Here is a 15,211-nt window from a genome sequence, read left to right as displayed (position 1 = left end):
GCGTGCGTCACAGACCGCGCATCGTGAGCAGCCCTGCCGTCCACCCGCGCAGCGGCGCGGATCCGAGCGCCCGCATCAGCAGCTCCCTGCCGCGCACGACCGCGGTGGATGCCGGAGCGCCCATCGACATGTAGAACGACGAGCGGCGCTGCGCCCGCGTCGCCGATCGGTGCGCCTCTCGCGCGAACGCTGAGAAGTCGGGGGTCCGGCTCGGCAACACCCGTGAGAGCTCTGCGGCGAGACGAACGGCATCCATCCAGCCGAGGTTCATCCCCTGCCCGCCGATCGGGCTGACCTCGTGCGCGGCGTCGCCGAGGAGCGCGATCCTCCCCCGATGCAGCCTCGTCGCCGTGTGCTGCGCGGCGACGAACGACGCGGGCTTCAGGTCGGGCGCGAGTTCGAGGTCGATTCCCGTGCGCATCCGGATCGTCGCCCGGAAGTCGTCGATGCTGCCGAGGACACCGTTCCCCGTATCCCGCACCACCCATCGCCGGCGCCCGCCCGGCAGGGGGAACGACTCGACGAGACCCTCCGGTTCGCAGTGCAGCACGGCACGTGCGTCTGGTGTCGCATCGACCGCGTCCGCCATGGCATAGGAGGCGCGTCCCGCGCGGGGGCGCCACCCGGCACCGACCTCGTCGCGGAATCGACTGCGCACGCCGTCCGCGACGACGACGACGGTGGCCGAGAGCTCGTGCGGCCCCTCGGCGGAGTCGGCCGTGATCCGCACGGCATCTGCGCTCTGGCGGATGCTGCGCACGGTGCATCCGCAGATCAATGCGTCCGCGGAGAGCGAGTGCAGCCGCGCGCGCAGCAGGGCGTCCGTTCGTGGCTGCGGAAGGATCAGGACCGGGCGGTCAGGGGCGAAGGTCAGCGTCGCCAGACTCCGTCGACGGCTGCGCACCTCACCGCCCTCGAGCCGCAGCGCCTCCGCGCGCACCGCGGTGCCGATGCCTGCGGCATCCAGCGCTTCGAGCCCCGGGCGGTGGATGCCGATGGCCCTGGTCCGATCGTCGGGGTGCGTCCGGCGTTCGCAGACCGCGACCCGCACCCCGTCCTGCACCAGCAGACAGGCCAGCAACAGCCCGACCGGCCCCGCGCCGACGATCAGCACGTCATGGTCGGGCATGATCGCCCTGCCACCGCAGTTCCAGACGAGAGGGCACACCCCCGCGGACGGTCCACCCGGCAGGGGCGATCGCGGCGAGCTCGGCGGCTGTGTACGAGCGGCGGACGCTGATGAGGCCGTCCTCGCGGATGAACGAGTCCGCCAGCAGCGTGGTCGAGATGGTCCAGGTGGCCGCGGCGAACAGCGCGTAGGCGGTGCGGCTGCGTGCGATGTCGTGATGCGACACCAGCCCTCCCGGAGTGATGAGCTGCACGGAATCGCTGAGCACGGTCGTGAGTTCGGCGTCATCGAGATGGTGCAGCACGTGGTTGGACAGCACCACGTCGTAGGTCTCGCCCGCGGCCACGAGTTCGCTCGTCAGGGCACGGCGATACCGGATGCCCGCGCCGCCGTCGTGCGCCGACGCCCAGCGGATTGCCCGCTCATCCGCATCGAGAGCGGTGATCTCGGCGTCGAGACCGTCCTGACGCAACCGCCAGGCGAGGAGCCGGCAGAGGTCTCCCCCGCCCGCCCCGACGTCGAGGATCCGCAACGGCCGAGAGCGTCGCGCACGCGGTCGGATGTCGCGTCGGTACAGGGCCCCCGGTCGGGAGACCAGGGCGTTCACGAACCCGAACCGTCCGTAGGTCCGCGCCAGCATCCGTGCGTCGGCGTGCGGATCGTCCATCAGCTCGCGGGCCTCGGCGTCCCGCGTCGTGAGGTCGGGCCTCATGACCCGGGCGAGGCGACGACGGTCATCAGCGCGCTCTCCGCCGTCAGACCGGGACCGAACGCCATCGCCGAGACCCGGTCGCCGGTGCTCGCCCCCTCCACCTCCAGGATGCGCTTGAGGACGAACAGCACGGTCGCACTGGACATGTTGCCGTTCTCCCGCAGCACGTCCCTGGCCGGGTGCAGCTGCGCATCGCTGAGGCGTAGTCGCTCCTGCACCTTGTCGAGGATGCTCCGCCCGCCGGGATGGATGGCCCAGTGCTGGACCGCATCCCCCACGCTGCCGGCCTCGAAGGCCTCGCCGAGCCCCTCCTCGGCGCTGTACAACGGCCGGAGCGCACCGATGATCGTCTCGCCGATGATCTGCGGGACGGCCGTGGAGAGGATCATCTCGAAACCGGTGTCGCCGATCGTCCAGGCCATGTCCTTCTCCCCCTCCGGCGCGATGGCCGTGTGGAAGCGGTCAAGGCGCAACCCGGTCGACGCGGACGGGAGATCGCGCGCGGTGACGATCCCGGCGGCCGCACCGTCGGCGAACAGGGACGACGCGACGATCGTGTCGGGATTCTCCGAGGAACGCAGGTGCAGAGTGCACAGCTCGACGCTCACGACCAGGACCACGGCGTTCTCATCCGCGGCGCAGAACTGACTCGCCGCCCGGAGCGCGGGCATCGAGGCGTAGCAGCCCATGAAGCCGAGGTGGAAACGCTGCACCGCATCGGACAGCCCGAGCGCACGCACGATCTCGTACTCCGGCCCCGGGGCATGGAACCCGGTGCAGGAGACCGTGATGACGTGGGTCACATCGGCCGGCTCGAGGTCGGGGTCGGAGTCGATCGCCCGTCGGGCGGCCTCGACGAAGAGCTTCGTGGCCTCTCGGGCGTAGAAGTCGTTGCGCGCCTTGGTGCCGGGGGCGAGCAGCATCCCCGATCCGCGGTCGAAGAACACGGGGTCCGTCGCTTCGGAATCCAGCGACAGCTCGTCGATCACGGTGTGCCGGGTATCGATGCCCGAGACGTTGAACGACGTCGTGACGATGCGCTGCGCCAGCCGCCCGAGGCCGGGCTGCTGCGCGAAGACGTCACGCACCTGATCCTGGACGAGAACGGTATCGGGGACGATCGTCTGCAGCGATCGAAGCACAGGCGGTCGGCTCATGGTGCCACTCAAGCACTGCGCACCGCCCGGGGGGAAGGGGTTGCGCGCGACCGCGGTCTGCCCTAGAAGCCGAGCGCCCTGGCGAGCTTGGAGTCGGATGCCGATATGCGGCCTCCAACAGCCAGCACCGCCTGCTCCACTGCCGCGAAGAACGCGGTGCGTCCCGCCTCATCAGCCGGCGCTGCGGGCCCCAGCTCCATCTCCCACTCACGCCATTCGCGTTTCACGTTCTGGCGCAGGTCGCTCGCTCGCACCCGGTCGTCGACGAACTCGGCGACGACGCCGTCCTGGCCGGTGAGCAGATAGGCGGTGCGGTCGTTCTCGATGCGGGCGAGCGGGATGAGCGGTGCGCTCGTCCACTCCGACACGGTCGCGGCGACCGCAGAGGGGAGCGCGTCGCCCTCCCCCAGAGGCCAGCCGAGCTCGAGTCGACCGTCTCCCTGTCGGGGACCTTTCACATGCCAGCCCTCGTCGGGCCCGCCGGTGCGACGACGCACTGCCACACCGGCGCGCGAGAGCGTGCCGTCAGCGGTGTCGAAGTACTGGGCGTCCAGCGTGCGCAGCACACCGGGGCTGACCGCGTCGACGCCCGGGAGCGCCTCCCATCGCGGCAACGGGGTCTCCGGATCGACGTCGTACTTGCGCTCGACCTCGACCGTGCGGGAGGGCTCAGTCATCGTCGAGCGTGAGGTCCTCGAGAGACTCTTCGAACCAGTAGTCGATCTCCGTGGGGCCATCGGCGGGGCCGGTGTTCTGCGGCTCGCCGCGGCGGTTGTACACCACCTGCGTCTCGCTGTAGGGGACGATCAGCTTGTCGTCCGCGTCGCCGAGGGGGATGATCTGCCCGTCGAGCGGGCCGCCGTGAAGTCGTGCGAGTGCCATGTGCTCAGGGTAGCGCCGTCGTCGCGGTATCGGTGCGAGGCAGGCGGAATCAACCGAGGACGACACCGAGAAGGGCGCCGGCGATCATCCAGGGACCGAAGGCGATGCGGGTGGTGCCGTTCGCTCTCCGCAGCAGGATGAGCACGAGCGCGTAGAGCGCTCCCAGCACGAAGGCCGCGGCCGCCCCGATCGCGAGCGCCTGCCAGCCGTGCCAGGCCAGCACCAGCCCGATGACGGCGGCGAGCTTCACGTCTCCGCCTCCCATCCCCGCCCGGCTGAGCGCCCGCAGCACCGCATAGAAGCCTCCGAGGATCACCATCCCCAAGAGGGCACGCACGAGCGGCGCCCCCTGCCCCGTGGCCAGGGCGTCGACGACGACGAGCGCGAGCAGGCAGCCGAGCGTCGGCAGCACGATCCGGTTCGGGAGGCGATGCGTGCGGGCGTCGATCACGATGAGCCACACGCCGACCCCGATCAGTGCAGCGTGCACGAGGGCGATGAAGGCGAGCCGGATGTCCATCCCCGCAGGTTAGGAGATCGGCGGACCTCGCTCCGACTCCCTGTGGAGAACCCCTGGCCGATGTCCGATGTACGAACTATCGTCATTCACACGGGTTGTTATATTAGAACATATCTTCGAGAAAGGATGCAGGTGATCGGGCTCGATGCAATCGCCTCGCTCTCTCCGGCGGGCGACTCCCGCGCGGGAGAAGTGCTGCGGCTGCGTCGCGAGATCAACCGGATGCAACGACGGCGCAGCGAACATGCGCTGCTCCCCCTCGACCCCGCCTTCGCCGCGCTCCTCCCGGAGGAGGGACTGCAGACCGGCACCTCCTACACCGTCTCCCCCTCGCCGAGCCTCGTCCTCGCACTGCTCAGCGCCGCATCGCAGAAGGGGCTGTGGTGCGCCGTGGTGGGCATGCCGACCCTCGGCGTCGAGGCCGCCGCCGCTTTCGGCATCGACCTCGCCCGCCTGATCCTCGTCCCCACCCCCGGAGACCGCTGGCTGGCGGCGACCTCCGCCCTGGCCGAGGTCGTGCCTCTGATCGTCGTGGCCCCCGGCGCCCGCGCACGAGACGCGGATGTCGCCCGGCTGAGCGCGCGCCTGCGCGACCGCGGGTGCACGCTCCTGGTCACCGAGTCTCCCGTCACCGAACGCTGGCCGCAGAGCGAGGGGACGATACGCCTGCACGATCCGCACTGGCACGGCCTCGGCGCCGGCTGGGGGCTGCTCTCCGACTGCACCGTGACGGTGACGGCGCAGACGCGGCACAGCCCTCGCCCGTCGAGTGTGCGGGTGCAGCTGCCGGGAGGACACGGGGCCGTCGAGGCTGTCGGGGTCGAGCTCGCTGCACTGCCCGCACGACCGGCGGAGTCCGTCGCCTCACGCGAATCCGCACCGCCAGAGCTCCTGCGATGGGCGGAAGCCGGATGAGCAGCCCGCTCCGCGTGCTCGTGCTGTGGTTCCCGGATTGGCCGATGCGGGCCGTCCTCGGCAGCGCACCTCCGCATCCGCCCACCGCCCTGGTGCAGGCCAACACGATCGTCGCCTGCACCGCCTCCGCCAGAGAGCATGGTGTGCGCACCGGTCAACGCCGCCGGGTCGCACAGGGCCACCTCTCCTCGCTGCGTGTGCTCTCGCACGACCCCGATCGAGACGAACGCGCCTTCCTGCCGGTGCTGCACCTGATCGAGAAGCACGCCCCCGGGGTCACGCTTCTGCGCCCCGGGCTCGCGATCCTCCGCGCCAGGGGCATCTCCCGCTATCACGGAGGAGAGGGGGAGGCCGCGGAAGCACTCACCGCCGTCCTGACGGAGGCCGGCTTCCCCGAGGTGCGCGTCGGTGTCGCCGATGGCCTGTTCACGGCCGAGATCGCCGCACGGGGCCCCGTGCCCTGCACGGTCGTGCCGCCAGGGGGCTCACGGGAGTTCCTGGCGCCGTACCCCGTGCAGGTGCTGCGCGACGAGCAGATCACCGGCCTCCTCGTGCGGCTGGGAGTGCGCACTCTCGGCGAGTTCACCGCCCTCGCACCGCTCGATGTGCGCGATCGTTTCGGCGAGCACGGTGCGCGCCTGCAGGCACTCGCCGCCGGCGCCGACTCCCGTCCGCTGACACCGCGCCCTCCCGACCCCGAGCTGGTGCGCAGCATCGAGTTCGACTCCCCGCTGGGCGGAACGGATCAGGTGGCGTTCGCCGTGCGTCAGACGGCGGATGCGGTGCTGCTCGCTCTCGGTGACGCCTCGCTCGTCTGCACGGAGGTGCGGATCGACCTGACCGACGACAACGGGGCGGTCTTCTCGCGGTCCTGGCTGCATCCGACCTGCTTCGACGCCTCCGACCTCGTCGACCGGGTGCGCTGGCAGTTGGAGGCGCTGGCCGCGCAGTCCGCGAAGGATCCGGTCGACGAGGCACGAGCGTTCGGCGGCATCGTGGCGGTGCGCATCGTCCCGGCCGCCGTCGACGATGCCGCGCACCATCAGCCCAGCCTCTTCGGATCCGGCACCGATGAACGCCTGCACCATGCGGTCTCGCGCGTGCAGACCATGCTCGGTCACCAGGGTGTGGTCACAGCCGCTGTGGCGGGCGGCCGCTGGCTCGCCGATCGCCAGGTGCTCACGCCCTGGGGCGAGCGCCCTGTACCCCCGCGCGACCCCGGATCCCCGTGGCCGGGGAGCCTTCCCGACCCGCTGCCCGCCGAGGTGTTCCTGCCCCCGCGCCCCATCGGGGTGCTCGCCGCGGATGACAGCACCATCAGCGTCGATGAGCGCGGGGCTCTCTCGGGCGAGCCTGCCCGCATCGACGGGGCCGCCGTGCAGGCCTGGGCCGGCCCCTGGCCGGTGCATGAGAGGCGCTGGACCTCCGGCGGCGGGAAGCGAGGCCATCGCCTCCAGATCATCGACGCCCACGACCGCGCGTGGCTGGTCTTTCACACCGGCGAGCGCTGGTGGGCCGAGGGGAGGTATCGCTGATGGGCTGGCACAATCCGCCCCTTTCCTGGAACGACCTGGAGCGCACCCTCAGTGGCGAGGAGTCACCCCCGTCGCCTCCTCCCGCCGCCGAGCCCCGGGGGCAGCGGACGGATGCAGGGCCGGTGAGCCATCGCCGCAAGCGCACCCCTCCCGTCGCCGTCCCCCGTCCCGAGAGCGCGGTCCCCTATGCCGAGCTGCACGCTCATTCGTCGTACTCGTTCCTCGACGGCGCCTCATCCCCCGAAGACCTCCTCGCCGAGGCCGATCGCCTCGGGCTGACCGCTCTCGCTCTCACCGATCACGACGGCTTCTACGGCGCCGCGCGCTTCGCCGAGGTGGCCGATCTCATGGAGAGCCCGCTGCAGACGGTGTTCGGGGCAGAGCTGTCGCTCGATCTGCCCGCGCCGCAACGAGGCTCCGCCGACCCCGCCGGCGAGCACCTGCTGGTCCTCGCCCGAGGCATGGAGGGCTATCACCGGCTCTCGGGGGCGATCACCGCGGCGCAGCTGCGCGGCGGTGAGAAGGGGCGCCCGGTGTACGACCTCGACGATCTCGCCGCGCGTGCAGACGGGCACTGGACGATCCTGACCGGATGCCGCAAGGGTGCCGTGCGCCGCGGGCTCGAGGCGGGAGACGCGCGCGCTCCGTTGCGGTCGCTCGTCGATCTGTTCGGGAGCGACCACGTCGTCGTCGAGCTCTTCGACCACGGTGATCCCCTGGACACCCGTCGCAACGACGCCCTCGCCGAGCTCGCCGGTCGGATGCGGCTGCCGGTGGTCGCGACCAACAACGTGCATTACGCCACACCTGCGCAGGCGTCGCTCGCCGAAGCCGTGGCCGCGGTCCGCGCGGTGCGCAGCATGGACGAGCTCGACGGCTGGCTGCCTGCGCACGGGGGCGCGCATCTGCGCAGCGGTGCCGAGATGTCGGCGCGCTTCTCACGCCACCCCGGCGCGATCTCGTACGGGCTCGATCTGGCCGCGGCGTCCGCCTTCCCCCTGCGTCTGGCGCGACCGGCACTGCCTCAGCAGAAGGTACCGGAGGGGCACACACCGATGACGTGGCTGCGTCACCTGGTCTGGGAGGCTGTGCCGTCGAAGTACCCGCGACTGGACGACGACGGTCGCCACCGGATCGCCCGCGAGCTCGACGTGATCGAGGAGAAGGATTTCCCCGGGTACTTCCTCATCGTGCACGGCATCGTCACCGAGGCGCGCAGACGCGGCATCCTCTGCCAGGGGCGGGGGTCGGCTGCGGCGAGCGCGGTCTGCTACCTGTTGGGGATCACCGCGGTCGACCCGATCCTCTACCGCCTGCCGTTCGAGAGGTTCCTCGCGACCACGCGGACCGAGGAGCCCGACATCGACGTGGACTTCGACTCCGACCGCCGCGAGGAGATCATCCAGTGGGTGTATGCCGAGTACGGCAGGGAACGTGCGGCCCAGGTGGCCAACGTCATCCAGTACCGCCCGAAGAACGCAGTGCGCGACATGGCCAGAGCGCTCGGCCACTCCCCCGGGCAGCAGGACGCCTGGTCCCGTCAGGTCGACGGCTGGGGCGCAGGACTGGAACCCGTCGAAGGGCACGACATCCCCGAGAAGGTGCTCGCCTATGCCGGTGAACTGCTGAAGGCCCCCCGACATCTCGGCATCCACTCCGGCGGCATGGTGCTCACCGCCCGCCCCGTCGGCGAGGTCGTGCCTGTGGAGCACGCCCGTATGGAGAATCGCACGGTCATCCAGTGGGACAAGGACGATTCGGCCTTCATGGGCCTGGTGAAGTTCGATCTGCTGGGGCTCGGGATGCTCGCCGCCCTTCAGCACTGCTTCGATCTGATCCGGGAGAGCACGGGCGAGGAGTGGACGCTCGAGACGATCCCCAAGGAGGAGCCCGCGGTCTACGACATGCTCTGCCGTGCGGATTCGATCGGGGTCTTCCAGGTGGAGTCGCGCGCGCAGATCGGGCTGCTCCCCCGTCTGCAGCCCCGGGCCTTCTACGACCTCGCCATCCAGATCGCCCTCATCCGCCCCGGCCCCATCCAGGGCGGCGCGGTGCATCCGTTCGTACGGCGGAAGATGGCCAAGGATCGCATCGACGAGGAGAACCGGGAACGGGCGACTCGCGGCGAGGCGCCCGTGGAGTTCGCGATCCCGTACCCGCACAGCGATCTGGAGGACATCCTCAAGCGCACGCTGGGCATTCCGATCTTCCAGGAGCAGCTCATCCAGATGGCGACGGCGATCGGCGACTGCACGGCCGATGAGGCCGACCTGCTGCGTCGTGCCATGGGGTCCAAACGCGGCCTGGAGAAGATCGAGAAGGTCAGGGACAAGCTGTACGCGGGGATGGCCAGGCGTGGCCTGGTGGATGAGGCCGCCGATCGCATCTACGCGCAGATCCAGGCGTTCTCCAATTTCGGATTCGCCGAATCGCACTCCCTGTCGTTCGCTCTGCTCGTCTACGCCAGCTCCTGGGTGAAGCTGCACTACCCCGCAGCGTTCCTCGCCGGCCTCCTGCGCTCACAGCCGATGGGCTTCTACTCCGCAGCGACCCTCACCGCGGATGCGCGGCGGCATGGAGTCGAGGTCCGACGTCCCGATCTGCACGTCTCGGGGGCGACGGAGACTCTGGAGCCGCTCGTCGACGGCGCCCCGCGAAGGCCGACGGGTCGGGACGGGTGCACCGCCGACCTGCAGCCGCCCGCGCTCCGCTTCGATCGGGATGCGCCGGACGAATCGGCCGCGCACCGCAGGGATGGGAACTCCGCGGTACGGCTGGGGCTCAGCGGCATCCGTGGGATCGGTGTGCCGATGGCGGAGCGGATCGTCGCCGAACGCGACGCGAACGGCCGGTACCGGGATCTGAACGACCTGGTGCGGCGAACGGATGCCACCGCCGCACACGTGGAGGCTCTGGCCACCGCGGGCGCTTTCGACTGTCTGGGCCTGGAGCGTCGCGAGGCCATCTGGCTGGCCGGTGCGGCGGCGGACGACCGCTCCCGGTTCCTGCCGGGGACGACGGTCGCCGTGCAGCCTCCGCTGTTCGCCGACCAGACCAGCTACGAGCGCCTCTCCGCCGACCTGTGGGCGACCGGTGTGTCGACCGACGATCATCCGATGGCGCACTTCCGCGAACAGCTGCGCGCCCGCGGTGTGCTGACGGCAGTCGACCTGCGCGGGCACGAGGTGGGGCGACGCATCGAGGTCGCCGGCCTCGTCACCCATCGTCAGCGACCGGCGACGGCCGCCGGAATCACCTTCGTGAACCTCGAGGACGAGAGCGGCCTGGTGAACATCGTCTGCTCCGCCGGAGTCTGGAACCGCTACCGCCGCGTCGCCAGGGATTCACCGGCGCTCATCATCCGCGGCATCCTGGAGCGATCCGCCGAGGGCGTGATCAACGTGCTCGCCGACGGCTTCGAGGACCTGCGCACCGGTCTCACACACCGCTCCAGGGACTTCCGTTGAGGAGGGCCCCCGACTCACCAGAAGCGCTCTGACTCCTCCGCCGGAGGACGGTCGACTCCACCCCACCTGTCGGCTTCGGCTTTCGCGGCTTCGGCAGCCGCGTCGGCTTCGCGCAGAGCGACCTTGGCGCCCGTCGGGCCGGGCCCGAGGGGATCGACGAGCAGCGTGGTGTGCCCCCCTGCGCTCCCCATCGTCACGGTGCACCGCAGGACTCGCCCGATCCAGCGGGAGAAGTCGCCGCTCGGGTCTTCTTCACGTCGGTAGCGGATCCCCGTGTCGAGGTCGACGAGGGTGAGGACTACCGGTTCATCGGTGAGCGGATCGGCCTGCTCCGTCACCTCGATGCGGTGGCCGTGAGCGATGGCGACCTGAGCGGAGAGCACGAGCAGTCTGTCCATGAGTCCACCCTAGGCACGCCCGTCAGGAAGACAACAGGGAGTCCACGCGAGTAACATTCGTAGATTTCTTTGTCCCCCAAATGGCGGACAAGACGATTAAGCGATATTCTGCTCGGGTAGCGGGGGCTACGAGGCTGATGGACTGGGGAATCAGCCGTGAGCGCAGCGAGATCTTCGCCGCCTCCCCTACCGTCCGGGAAGGGCGGTGAGCCCTCTCGACGGCACCGTCTGGGGCGGGTCATCGAGAGGGCCTTCTCCCCGGAGGGCACATCGAGAAGAGCCCCGTCGAGCAGAGTTCCGGTTCAGTCGAGCGGGATGACCTCGAGCGTATTCGACCGCACCGGCTCCTGACCCATCTCGGGAGCGTACGGGCTGGGGGTGTACTTGCGGAGATACTCGGCATCGATCGCGGAGTTGATCGCCTCGTCGGTGATCCGCTCGAAGCGAACGTCCTTGGTGACGCCGCCCGCCGAGACGCGGCCGCGCAGACTGGCGAGAGCCGGGGCGTACCACTTTCCCTCGAGCCCCGTGTAAGAGCGGACGAAGAGGCGCCCGTCGACGGCGACCGCCCAGATCCCCACCGTCTTCGGCGTCGTCCCGTCTTCGAGCTGTGCGGAGAGATCGAACATCTCCGGCTCGGCGATGCGCGCGAGCTCCTCGGCGTTCCAGGTCGTCATGAGTCCTCCTCGGGGTCGGTCGATACGGCAGAGTGCATGCTACGTCAGATCGCGCCCGGCCTCACGATCGACCGCGGATGGGGCATCGATGAGACGCATGCGCAGCGAATCGAGGAGAAGACCGACGCCGAGTTCGAACGTGCGATCCGACCGGGCGGTCCCCCGTTCCGCGCCGTCGATGAGGCGACCGAGCGTGCGGGTCGGCCCACCCGGCTGCCAGACCTCGTCGGGGGATGCGAGATCGAGACCGAACCCGATCGCGAAGGCGTCGATCACCGCGATGACCGAGAGCACCTCGTCATCGGGGAATCCTCCGTCGACGAGCACGGAGGCGAGGTCGTCGTAGGCGGCGATGACCGCCGGGTGCGTGATCGTCTTGCCCACGAGCAGCGGCACGAGCTGCGGATGATCGGCGTACATCCGACGCTGGGTGCGCAGGACGGTGAGCACGAACTCCTCCCAATGCTCCCCCTGCCACTGGATGCGGTAGCCCTCCACGAGCTGTCCGCGCATGAGTTCGAGGATCCCCTCCATGCCGTCGACATGGTTGTAGAGCGATGACGGCCGCACCCCGAGCTCGCGAGCGATGGCGTTGACCCCGAACGGCTCGCCTGCTCTGGCAAGCGCGAGGCCCGCGGAGCCGATGATCTCCGGGGAAAGAAGCGGGGAGGAGGGCCTCGGCATCGGAAGCTCGCTTTCTCCGGATGACCGGATCGTGAAATTCGGGGTTCCGCGGAAACCCTCTCCTGTGCATAATAATGAACACCATTCGTTTACGAACACCATTCGTTTACGACGTCGTGCCCCATCCGACGCACGTCCGCCGACTTCCCCTCCGCGCACAATGCCGTGCCGACTCCCTGGAGCCCCATGACAACGCTCGATCTCCGCACGCGAATCCCCCTCCGATTCCCGACAGCGACGGCGACCTTCGCCGTCGGAATCGCGGGATACCTCGGCGTCAACCTGTCGCCCTACATGATCACCGCCGCGCAGACGGGGCTCGGCCTCGACGTCCTCGCCGCGAGCTGGCTCGTCACCGCGACGCTCCTGCTCACCGCCGTGACGGGCCTGGCGATCGCCCCCCTGTGCGCCGGCGTGCATCGCCGGACCGTCGCACGTGCGGGCCTCGGTCTCGCCGTGGTGGGCTTCACGATCGCGGCCCTCGTGCCCGCCGCCATGCTTCCCGGACTCCTCCTCGGCGGGGCCGGAGCCGGTGGCGCGGTCGCCGCGTCCGGCGCGGCGCTCGCCGCCTTCCGCAACCCGGACAGGGTCGCCGGCTTCAACGGGCTCGCGAACCGCGGCATCATCACGGTCGTGCTCGCCGTGATCCCCCTGATCGGCCTCGCTCCGATCGATGTCTTCGGCGCCCTCGCACTGTTCAACCTGATCGGACTCATCGCCTCGGCGTGGCTCCCCGCCGCGCCGGTCGTCGCTCCGCAGGCGGGAGCGGCCGTCGCCGAGGCGATGCCGATCGAGATCCCCCCGACCGGGACGATCCGCACCTCTCCCGCCCGTTCACGCACCGTCACCCTCGCCGGCTTCGGGCTCCTCCTCGTGTTCGCGCTCTGGGCGGCCAGCGAGGATTCGCTCTGGGCGATGGCAGGCGTCATGGGCGCGGAGCAGGCCGGTTTGACACCCGAGGGACTCGGCATCGCGCTCAGCGGCGCCACGGCCGGCGGACTGCTCGGCTCACTGCTGCTGATGATCGTCGGAGCGCGCTTCGGGCGTGCCGTCCCCCTCGTGATCCTGCTGATCGTCGGCGGCGCACTCAAGGTCGTGGAAGGGTTCGTGACCGACCCCACCGCGTTCATCGTGGTGTTCATCGTCTGGAACTCCGTGTACGCGATCGCGTTCATGTACTTCGTGTCGACATCAGCGGCGCTCGACGCCGACGGCCGCTGGTCGGGCCCTCTGCTCGCCGTCTACCTCATCGGTTCGGCACTCACGCCCGTCATCGGCGCCGCGCTCGTCGGCGCTCTCGGATACCAGGGCTTCGCCATCGCTCTCGGCGTCGCGAGTGTCGTCCTGGCCGTGCCCGCCGGAGCAATCGCCCTCGTATCGACGCGTCTGGAACGCATAACCGCACAGGAGATCGACGCATGACCCGCACCCTCTACCGCAACGGCCGCATCTTCACCGGCGACGAGTCGCGCTGGGCGGACTCCCTCGTCGTCGACGGCGAGGAGTTCATCCACGTCGGCACCGAGGATTCCGCACCACCCGCCGACACGGCGATCGATCTGGGGGGTCGCGTCGTCCTTCCCGGCTTCACCGACGCGCACACCCATCTGCTCATGATGGGCGAGGCGCTCGGACAGGTCGGACTCACCGATGCGGACTCGCTCGACGAGATCCAGCGCCGACTGATCGCCGCGCGACGCACGGCGTCCGGCGTGCTGCGCGGACGCGGCTGGCTGTTCGACGCGATCCCCGGCGGTGAGCCGACCGCGGCCATGATCGATGAGGTCGTCGCCGACATCCCGGTCTACCTCGACGCGAACGACTACCACTCCTGCTGGGTGAACACGGCGGCCCTCGCCGAGCTGGGGATCACACGAGACACCCCCGACCCGATCGGTGGACGCATCGCGCGTGGCGCGCTCGGCGAGCCGACGGGGATGCTGTACGAGACGGCAGCGCAGCTGCACGCGTGGGCTCATCGTGACGCGACCACGAGCGATGCCCAGCGGGACGCGGCGGTCGAGCGGGTCGTGTCCGCCTATCTCGCCGCCGGTGTGACCGGCGCTGTGGACATGGCCTTCGACGAGCTCGGGCTCGATGCGCTCGGTCGAGCAGCCGAGCGCGACCGGCTCCCGCTACGTATCGCCGCGCACTGGTTCGTCGCGAACACCGGAGACGACGCCGCGAACCTCGCGCAGGTCAGACAGGCATCGGCCCACGCTTCGGGGACGACGGCGGGCGTACGGGTGCTCGGGATCAAGCTCGTGCTCGACGGCACGATCGACGCGTGCACGGCGGCCATGGGCACCCCCTATGCCGATGGCACCAACGCCGAGCCGATCTGGCCTGCCGAACGACTGCTGCCGGTCGTCGCGGCGGCCGATGCCGCGGGACTGCAGATCGCGATGCACGCGATCGGCGACGCGGCGAGCGCGCTCGCCCTCGATGCGATCGAGCATGCCGTCTCGCTGAACGGCGAGCGCGAGCGCCGTCACCGGATCGAGCACCTCGAGTTCGCGGCGGCAGGGACGGCGGAGCGGATGGCGCGGCTGGGGGTGACGGCATCCATGCAACCCGTGCACGCCGACCCCGCGATCTTCGCCAACTGGGCGGCACAGGTCGGCGACGAACGCGCGGACCGCGCGTTCGCCTGGTCGGAATACGAGGAAGCCGGTGCGCTCCTCGCCTTCTCCACCGATGCACCGACGGCGCCACACGAGGCCCTGGCGAACATGTACGTCGCTGCCACCCGCGCCTCGGCACTGGCTCCGGGTACACCGGCGGTTCACCCGGAACAGGCTCTTCCGCTCGAGCGAGCCATCGCGCACGCCACTCGGGATGCTGCGGCGTCGATCGGCGATGGGAGCTGGCGCGGTCGCATCGCGGTCGGCCACGCGGCAGACTTCGCCGTTCTCGACGTCGACCCGTTCGCGGCGGATCCGGCGACCCTTCTCACGACCCGAGTGGTCCGGACCGTGATCGCGGGCCGGACGGTTCACGAGGCCTGACACCGTCTGCGCTGCTCGACAGCGCTCTCCGTCGACATCTCCAGGATATCGCCGAGGTGGGGGCTTGCCGCAAGGCCCCCATCGTGGGGCAGAATCGACCCTCGCTCGTGCGATCCACGCGCGAGCG

General features: G+C 70.1%; 14 protein-coding genes. 5 read left to right on the top strand and 9 right to left on the bottom strand.

Translation table 11 applies throughout. The features are described 5' to 3' along the window. Nucleotides 1–7 precede the first annotated feature (7 nt). From D514_RS30710 to D514_RS30685, 6 genes are all read right to left on the bottom strand, one after another. A complete protein-coding gene (locus D514_RS30710) occupies nucleotides 8–1,129 on the bottom strand; it encodes an NAD(P)/FAD-dependent oxidoreductase (protein WP_017830202.1) in 1,122 nt (373 codons plus the stop codon). Continuing rightward, on the bottom strand, nucleotides 1,116–1,841 hold the full coding sequence (locus tag D514_RS30705; RefSeq protein ID WP_017830201.1) for a methyltransferase domain-containing protein: 726 nt from the start codon (nucleotides 1,839–1,841) through the stop codon (nucleotides 1,116–1,118). Before D514_RS30705 ends, D514_RS30710 begins: the two co-directional genes overlap by 14 nt. After that, on the bottom strand, nucleotides 1,838–2,998 hold the full coding sequence (locus D514_RS30700; RefSeq protein ID WP_031205990.1) for a type III polyketide synthase: 1,161 nt from the start codon (nucleotides 2,996–2,998) through the stop codon (nucleotides 1,838–1,840). Before D514_RS30700 ends, D514_RS30705 begins: the two co-directional genes overlap by 4 nt. 62 nt (nucleotides 2,999–3,060) lie before the next feature. Further along, complete coding sequence (locus D514_RS30695) at nucleotides 3,061–3,675, bottom strand: CYTH domain-containing protein (protein ID WP_017830199.1); 615 nt, start codon at nucleotides 3,673–3,675, stop codon at nucleotides 3,061–3,063. Next, nucleotides 3,668–3,880 carry a hypothetical protein gene (locus tag D514_RS30690; RefSeq protein WP_017830198.1) on the bottom strand — a complete coding sequence of 71 codons (213 nt, stop codon included), beginning with the start codon at nucleotides 3,878–3,880 and terminating at the stop codon, nucleotides 3,668–3,670. The genes D514_RS30695 and D514_RS30690 overlap by 8 nt, the downstream gene beginning before the upstream one ends. Nucleotides 3,881–3,929: 49 nt before the next feature. Continuing rightward, nucleotides 3,930–4,400, bottom strand: a complete 471-nt coding sequence (locus D514_RS30685; protein WP_017830197.1) for an A24 family peptidase — start codon at nucleotides 4,398–4,400, stop codon at nucleotides 3,930–3,932. Between the two features lie 132 nt (nucleotides 4,401–4,532). Here D514_RS30685 and D514_RS30680 point away from each other — a divergent pair, with 132 nt between their 5' ends. The 3 genes from D514_RS30680 to D514_RS30670 are packed head-to-tail and all read left to right on the top strand — an operon-like array spanning nucleotide 4,533 to nucleotide 10,317. Then, nucleotides 4,533–5,315 carry a hypothetical protein gene (locus tag D514_RS30680; protein WP_127482189.1) on the top strand — a complete coding sequence of 261 codons (783 nt, stop codon included), beginning with the start codon at nucleotides 4,533–4,535 and terminating at the stop codon, nucleotides 5,313–5,315. Continuing rightward, a complete protein-coding gene (locus D514_RS30675; RefSeq protein ID WP_017830195.1) occupies nucleotides 5,312–6,850 on the top strand; it encodes a DNA polymerase Y family protein in 1,539 nt (512 codons plus the stop codon). The genes D514_RS30680 and D514_RS30675 overlap by 4 nt, the downstream gene beginning before the upstream one ends. Continuing rightward, nucleotides 6,850–10,317, top strand: coding sequence for an error-prone DNA polymerase (locus D514_RS30670; protein ID WP_031205987.1), 3,468 nt, complete (start codon nucleotides 6,850–6,852; stop codon nucleotides 10,315–10,317). Before D514_RS30675 ends, D514_RS30670 begins: the two co-directional genes overlap by 1 nt. Before the next feature lie 14 nt (nucleotides 10,318–10,331). Here D514_RS30670 and D514_RS30665 read toward each other — a convergent pair whose 3' ends face one another. From D514_RS30665 to D514_RS38995, 3 genes are all read right to left on the bottom strand, one after another. Continuing rightward, entirely contained in the window at nucleotides 10,332–10,715 is a 384-nt protein-coding gene (locus tag D514_RS30665; protein ID WP_017830193.1) for a hypothetical protein, read from the bottom strand. Nucleotides 10,716–11,017: 302 nt separating this feature from the next. Then, a complete protein-coding gene (locus D514_RS30660; RefSeq protein ID WP_017830192.1) occupies nucleotides 11,018–11,392 on the bottom strand; it encodes a DUF2255 family protein in 375 nt (124 codons plus the stop codon). Nucleotides 11,393–11,431: 39 nt separating this feature from the next. Next, on the bottom strand, nucleotides 11,432–12,076 hold the full coding sequence (locus D514_RS38995) for a TetR/AcrR family transcriptional regulator C-terminal domain-containing protein (protein WP_017830191.1): 645 nt from the start codon (nucleotides 12,074–12,076) through the stop codon (nucleotides 11,432–11,434). A gap of 186 nt (nucleotides 12,077–12,262) precedes the next feature. Here D514_RS38995 and D514_RS30650 point away from each other — a divergent pair, with 186 nt between their 5' ends. After that, on the top strand, nucleotides 12,263–13,498 hold the full coding sequence (locus tag D514_RS30650) for a hypothetical protein (RefSeq protein ID WP_017830190.1): 1,236 nt from the start codon (nucleotides 12,263–12,265) through the stop codon (nucleotides 13,496–13,498). Next, nucleotides 13,495–15,084: an amidohydrolase gene (locus D514_RS30645; protein ID WP_017830189.1), complete on the top strand. Its 1,590-nt coding sequence runs from the start codon at nucleotides 13,495–13,497 to the stop codon at nucleotides 15,082–15,084. The genes D514_RS30650 and D514_RS30645 overlap by 4 nt, the downstream gene beginning before the upstream one ends. Nucleotides 15,085–15,211 lie beyond the last annotated feature (127 nt).

Source organism: Microbacterium sp. UCD-TDU (assembly GCF_000340625.1).
Lineage (GTDB): Bacteria > Actinomycetota > Actinomycetes > Actinomycetales > Microbacteriaceae > Microbacterium > Microbacterium maritypicum.
The sequence above is the reverse complement of the archived record's forward strand: the minus strand, read 5'-3'. Positions and strand labels throughout refer to the sequence as shown.